7 protein-coding genes are annotated in these 6,000 nt (G+C 68.4%); 2 read left to right on the forward strand and 5 right to left on the reverse strand.

The window, feature by feature from the left end; translation table 11 throughout:
* Positions 1–2 precede the first annotated feature (2 nt).
* Both LI92_RS09005 and LI92_RS09010 read left to right on the forward strand, forming a co-directional pair.
* Positions 3–854 carry an NAD-dependent protein deacetylase gene (locus LI92_RS09005; RefSeq protein WP_046318219.1) on the forward strand — a complete coding sequence of 284 codons (852 nt, stop codon included), beginning with the start codon at positions 3–5 and terminating at the stop codon, positions 852–854.
* A gap of 49 nt (positions 855–903) precedes the next feature.
* Positions 904–2,166 (forward strand): MFS transporter, encoded by a 1,263-nt coding sequence (locus tag LI92_RS09010; RefSeq protein ID WP_152665395.1) that lies wholly within the window; start codon positions 904–906, stop codon positions 2,164–2,166.
* Here LI92_RS09010 and LI92_RS09015 read toward each other — a convergent pair.
* From LI92_RS09015 to LI92_RS09035, 5 genes are all read right to left on the reverse strand, one after another.
* Entirely contained in the window at positions 2,163–2,924 is a 762-nt protein-coding gene (locus tag LI92_RS09015) for a PE-PPE domain-containing protein (RefSeq protein WP_046318220.1), read from the reverse strand. The two genes, LI92_RS09010 and LI92_RS09015, sit on opposite strands and share 4 nt — an antisense overlap.
* 9 nt (positions 2,925–2,933) lie before the next feature.
* A complete protein-coding gene (proB, locus tag LI92_RS09020; RefSeq protein ID WP_046318221.1) occupies positions 2,934–4,046 on the reverse strand; it encodes a glutamate 5-kinase in 1,113 nt (370 codons plus the stop codon).
* Positions 4,043–5,488: a GTPase ObgE gene (gene obgE / locus LI92_RS09025; protein ID WP_046318222.1), complete on the reverse strand. Its 1,446-nt coding sequence runs from the start codon at positions 5,486–5,488 to the stop codon at positions 4,043–4,045. The genes proB and obgE overlap by 4 nt, the downstream gene beginning before the upstream one ends.
* 49 nt (positions 5,489–5,537) lie before the next feature.
* Entirely contained in the window at positions 5,538–5,798 is a 261-nt protein-coding gene (gene rpmA, locus LI92_RS09030) for a 50S ribosomal protein L27 (protein ID WP_046318223.1), read from the reverse strand.
* Between the two features lie 17 nt (positions 5,799–5,815).
* A partial coding sequence (locus LI92_RS09035) for a bL21 family ribosomal protein (RefSeq protein ID WP_046318224.1) occupies positions 5,816–6,000 on the reverse strand: 185 nt, incomplete at its 5' end.

Consider the following 6,000-nt stretch of genomic DNA (forward strand, 5'->3'; position numbering starts at 1 on the left):
GGATGGGCAGCACCGAGCCGACGGTCTGCGACCTGCTGACGCTACTGGCGGACCGGCGGGTCGTGGTACTCACCGGTGCCGGCATCTCCACCGATTCGGGCATTCCGGACTATCGCGGCCCGGCCTCCCCGCCGAGCAGGCCGATGACCATCACCCAGTTCGCCGGCGACCCGGTGTTTCGTCAGCGGTACTGGGCTCGCAACCACATCGGCTGGCGGCACATGGCCGACACCGCACCCAACACCGGGCACCTGGCGGTGGCCGCGCTGGAGGAAGCCGGCGTGGTGAGCGGGGTGATCACTCAGAACGTGGATCTGCTGCACACCAAGGCAGGCAGCCGACGCGTGGTGGACCTGCACGGCAGCTACGCGAGGGTGATCTGCCTGACCTGCGGGCAGTCGTTGAGCAGAGCGGCGCTGCACGAACAGTTGGAGCAGCTCAACCCGGGGTTCAGCGAGCGGGCGGGGACGCTCGGCGGCATCGCCGTGGCGCCCGATGCGGACGCCGTCGTCACCGACACCGCGTCATTCCGCTTTGTCGACTGCCGGCACTGCGACGGGATACTCAAGCCCGACATCGTCTACTTCGGCGAAAGCGTCCCCAAAGAGCGTCTTGCTCAGGCCTATTCGATGGTCGACGACGCAGAGGCATTGCTGGTGGCTGGTTCGTCGCTGACGGTGTTCTCCGGCTACCGGTTTGTTCGCCACGCCGCCGCTCGCGGGATCCCGGTCGCGATCGTCAACCGCGGTCCCACCCGCGGCGACGAGTTGGCCGACGTCAAGTTCGACGGCGGTTGTTCACCGACGCTGGCGTTACTGGCTTCGGAGCTGGCCTGCAAGACTCCGTTGCGGTAATCCGTCGGTAGAGGCACACAATCGCACCGAAATCCGGCACGATGCTCGGGTGACGAAGCAGCGACTCACTCCCGATCAGCGCAATTCCTTCCTCGCAGCGGTGCTTGGCTGGTCGATGGATGCCTTCGACTATTTCATCGTGGTGTTCGTCTACGCCGACATCGCCAAGACCTTCGGCCACACCAAGACCGAGGTCGCGTTTCTGACCACCGCCACCCTGATGATGCGCCCGCTGGGCGCGCTGCTGTTCGGCCTGTGGGCCGACCGGGTCGGCAGGCGGATACCGCTGATGGTCAACGTGATCTTCTACTCGACGGTGGGGTTCCTGTGCGCATTCGCGCCCACCTTCACCGTGCTGGTGATTCTGCGCCTGCTGTACGGGATCGGGATGGGCGGCGAGTGGGGGCTCGGCGCGGCGCTGGCCATGGAGAAGATCCCCCCGGAGCGGCGCGGGTTCTTCTCCGGGTTGTTGCAGGAGGGGTATCTGTTCGGCTACCTGGCAGCCACCGTGGCCTCGCTGCTGGTCAACGACGTCCTGGGACTGTCCTGGCGCTGGCTGTTCGGGCTTTCCATCCTGCCGGCCATGGTGAGTCTGCTGATCCGCTACCGGGTGACCGAGTCCGAGGTGTGGCAGGCCACCCAAGACCGGATGCGGTTGACCAGCACCAAGATCCGGGACGTCTTCACCGAAGGCAAGGTGCTGCGCCGGTTCTGCTATCTGGTTCTGCTGATGACCGCGTTCAACTGGATGAGCCACGGCACCCACGACATCTACCCGACATTCCTGACGTCGGCCGACGGCGCGGGCCTGTCGCACGTCACGGCCAAGTGGATCGCGGTGATCTACAACATCGGCGGCATCATCGGCGGGCTGTTCTTCGGCTCGCTGTCGCAACGTGTGGGCCGGCGCCACGCGATCATCTTCGCCGCGGTGATGGGTTTGCCGATCGTGCCGCTGTTCGCCTTGTCGCAGACCGCGGGCATGCTGTGCCTCGGCTCCTTCCTGATCCAGATCTGCGTGCAGGGCGCCTGGGGTGTCATCCCGGCGCACCTGACCGAGATGTCGCCGGATGCGATCCGCGGCTTCTATCCCGGGGTGACCTACCAGCTGGGCAATCTGTTCGCGGCGTTCAACCTTCCGATCCAGGAGCACATCGCGGCCAGCCGCGGCTATCCCTTCGCCCTGGTCGTCACCCTGGTGCCCACACTGATCGCCGTCATCGTGCTCACCGCGATCGGCAAGGACGCCACCGGCCGGCGATTCGGGCAGCCGGCGGCGGCAGCCGACCCAGAATTGACACCGGCGGACTAGTTCGCGATGGAACGGGCCCAGGCCGAGCGGTCGTAGGAGTCCTCGATCTTTCGGCGCCGCTTATCCCGCCGGGCCGGCGACAGCGCACCCGCAACGCAGGCCGGCGGCCGGCGCGTCGGGGACATGACGTAGGTGACATTGCCGCGGCGGGTACGGAGGTTGTCCGGGCTGTCGATATCGACCCGGAAGTAGTTGTTGTGGATCGTCACCAGGCCCGCCAGGGCGTTGACGACTGCCACGGCGGAGACCTGTGCGGCCGGGCGATTGGGAAAGTCGGCCATGCCGTCGTACTGCCGGCACACATCGGTCACCCGGTAGCGGCTGTCCGGCGGAACCCCGAGGCCGCCGTAGTCGGGCAGCGTCATGAACCAGACCAGCTTGGGGTCGGCCCGATAGATGCCGTGGAACGGCTGTTCCGGGTTGGCCAGCAGCACAAACGACACCTTGTCGGTGGGGACCGGCGATGCCGGACCCCGCTCCCGCAGCCACTTGCAGGCGACCTGGGCCCCCATGCTCACCCCGTAGACCACCACGTCGTCGGCATCGGGATCCGCGGCGAAGTGGCCGGTCAGCATCTCATCGAGGGCGGCAGCGCCACGCTGCACCGCCTGTACCGCAGGGACGTAGCGCAGCCCGTCGCGGTAGGCGTTGGGGTAGTCGACGCGCCGGACGGTCTTGCCCCTGGTGACCGTACCGCGGCACATGAACCGCAGAAAGCCGCTCCAACCCGCGCCGTCGATGGTGAATACCGTGCTCATCGCCGGTACTTACAGCGCCACCAGATCGTCGGCGTGGACCACCGGGCGCCGCGCATCGGGCGCCAGGTCGGCGGTCGAACGGCCGATCATGGCGTCCAGCTCCGCGGCGTCGTAGCCGACAACGCCGCGGGCGACCACCGAACCGTCCGGGCCGCACAGTTCGACGACGTCGCCGCCGTAGAACCTGCCCGACACCGCGGTGATCCCGGCTGGCAGCAGTGAGCGTCGGCGCGCCAACACCGCCTCGACGGCCCCGGCATCCAGCGTCAGCAGCCCGGCCGCGTCGGCGGCGTGACGCACCCAGAACTTGCGTGCCGACAGCCGCTGAGCCCGGGGGGCGAAGACGGTGCCGACCGACGCCTCCGACAGCGCCGCAGCGGCATCGTCGGCCGCGGCCAGCAGTACCGGCACGCCTGCGTCGGCGGCCAGCAGCGCCGACGACAGCTTCGAGACCATGCCGCCGGTGCCCAGGTGACTGCCTTCGCTGGCGACCACGCCGGCTAGGTCATCGGGTCCGGACACCTCCGGGACCAGATGGGCCGGGCCCTTGCGCGGATCGGAGTCGTAGAGGCCGTCGATGTCGGAGAGCAGCACCAGCGCCTCAGCGCCGACCAGATGCGCCACCAGGGCCGACAACCGGTCATTGTCGCCGAAGCGAATCTCGTTGGTGGCCACCGTGTCGTTCTCGTTGACGATGGCCACCGCGTGCAACGCGCGCAACCGGTCCAAGGTGCGTGCGGCGTTGGTGTGCGACACCCGCATGGAGACGTCCTGGGCGGTGAGCAGCACCTGTCCGACGGTGCGGCCGAATCGGCCGAAGGCGGCACTCCAGGCGTTGACCAGCGCCACCTGGCCCACGCTGGCCGCGGCCTGCTTGGTCGCCAGATCGGTGGGCCGCCGGCTCAACCCGAGTGGGTCCAGGCCGGCGGCGATAGCCCCCGAGGACACGATCACCACATCCGAGCCGGCCTTCATCCGAGCCTCGATGGCCTCGGCGAGCCCCGCCAACCGTGCCGCATCGAACCTGCCATTGTCGCTGGTCAGCGCGGTGGTGCCGATCTTGACCACCACACTGCGCGCAGTCCGGACAGCCTCGCGCGCATCCGAGTGCACGCGGGTCATGAATCCTCCGAGTGCTCGCGCCGTTGCTTGCGCGCGACCTTGCGCTCCGCGGCCCCCACCCGGTCGGTGCGTTCCAGCCTGCTGTCGGTCCCCCGGCCCGACAGCGTGACGTCCACCCCCGCCGGGGTGGCCGGCTCCCAGTCAAAGGTCATGTCCCCGATGGTCACCGCACAGCCCGGGCGGGCGCCCAGCCGCAGCAGCTCTTCCTCGACCCCGAGCCGGGCCAGCCGGTCGCCCAGGTAGCCGACCGCCTCGTCGTTGTCGAAGTTGGTCTGGTGCACCCAGCGCTCGGGCCGGGTGCCCCGCACGACGAAGCCGCCGTCGCCGTCGGGTTCGACACTGAAGCCGGTCTCCCCCGCGAGCACCGGGCGAATCACCGGCCGGCGCGCCACCGGCTCCGGTTGCGCGGCACGGTAGTCCCGCACCATCTCGGCCAGCGCAAAAGTCAACGGCCGCAAGCCCACCCGGCTCACCGTGGAGACCATGAACACCGGCCATCCGCGCTCGGCCACGATGTCGTCGCGGACGAACTCCGCCATCTCCAGCGCCTCAGGAACGTCGATTTTGTTGAGCACCACCGCCCGCGGCCGATCGATCAGGTCGCCGAGCACCGAATCCCCTTGCATGGTGGGGGTGTAGGCGGCAAGTTCGGCCTCGATCGCCTCGATGTCGGACAGCGGATCCCGACCGGGCTCAGCAGTCGCGCAGTCCACGACATGCACCAGCACCGCGCAGCGCTCGATGTGCCGCAGAAAATCCAAACCCAGGCCGCGTCCGGTGGAGGCTCCCGGGATGAGGCCGGGGACATCGGCGACGGTGTAGGTGTCCTCCCCGGCCGAGACCACGCCCAGGTTCGGTGCCAGGGTGGTGAAGGGATAGTCGGCGATCTTCGGCTTTGCCGCCGAGATCACCGATACCAGCGCGGACTTGCCTGCAGAGGGGAACCCGATCAGGCCGACGTCGGCGACGGTCTTGAGTTCCAGGGTGAGGTCACGGGCTTCGCCCTTCTCCCCCAAAAGTGCGAAGCCGGGCGCCTTGCGGGCCCGCGACACCAGAGCGGCGTTGCCCAGCCCGCCGCGACCACCGGCCGCCGCCTCGAAACGCGCGCCCGCGCCTACCAGGTCGGCCAGCAGCCGGCCGTGTTCGTCGAGGACGACGGTGCCGTCGGGAACCTTGATCTCCAGGTCCGCGCCGGCGGCGCCGACCTTGTTGTTGCCCTGTCCCTGCTTGCCGGACGCCGCGGAGATGTGCGGCCGGAAGTGGAAGTCCAGCAGCGTATGCACGCCGGGATCGACGACCAACACGACGCTGCCGCCGCGACCGCCGTTTCCACCGTCGGGGCCGCCGAGCGGCTTGAACTTCTCCCGATGGATCGACGCGCAGCCGTTGCCCCCGTCGCCGGCGCGCACATGGATGACAACGCGGTCGACGAACCGGGACATGGCGTTACTACCTATCCGGCGCGCAAAGGCGCCCAATCACGCCCGGCGACTAGTCGCGGGCGACAGGCACGATGTTGACGGTCTTGCGGCCGCGCTTCAGCCCGAACTCGACCGAACCGGGTGCCGTGGCGAACAGGGTGTCGTCCCCGCCGCGCCCGACGTTGATGCCGGGGTGGAAATGAGTACCCCGCTGCCGCACCAAAATCTCGCCGGCCTTGACGACCTGGCCGCCGAACCGCTTGACGCCAAGCCGCTGGGCATTGGAGTCGCGCCCGTTACGTGAGCTGGAAGCGCCCTTCTTGTGTGCCATCTCGCTGCCTCCTGCTGCTACTTGATTCCGGTGACCTTGAGCACGGTCAGCTGCTGACGGTGCCCCTGCCGCTTGTGGTAGCCGGTCTTGTTCTTGAACTTGTGGATGCGGATCTTGGGACCCTTGGTGTGCTCGAGCACCTCGCCGGTGACCGCTACCTTCGCCAGCTTGGCTGCGTCGGTGGTGACGGTCTGTCTCTTAT

The organism is Mycobacterium sp. UM_Kg1, assembly GCF_000972925.1.
Classification (GTDB): domain Bacteria; phylum Actinomycetota; class Actinomycetes; order Mycobacteriales; family Mycobacteriaceae; genus Mycobacterium; species Mycobacterium hiberniae.

Bases quoted from the DNA above. Each gene is read 5' to 3' on its own strand.
- LI92_RS09005 (WP_046318219.1), top strand. From the start codon at position 3: ATGGGCAGCACCGAGCCGACGGTCTGCGACCTGCTGACGCTACTGGCG.
- LI92_RS09015 (WP_046318220.1), bottom strand. From the start codon at position 2,924: ATGAGCACGGTATTCACCATCGACGGCGCGGGTTGGAGCGGCTTTCTG.
- proB (WP_046318221.1), bottom strand. From the start codon at position 4,046: ATGACCCGCGTGCACTCGGATGCGCGCGAGGCTGTCCGGACTGCGCGC.
- obgE (WP_046318222.1), bottom strand. From the start codon at position 5,488: ATGTCCCGGTTCGTCGACCGCGTTGTCATCCATGTGCGCGCCGGCGAC.
- rpmA (WP_046318223.1), bottom strand. From the start codon at position 5,798: ATGGCACACAAGAAGGGCGCTTCCAGCTCACGTAACGGGCGCGACTCC.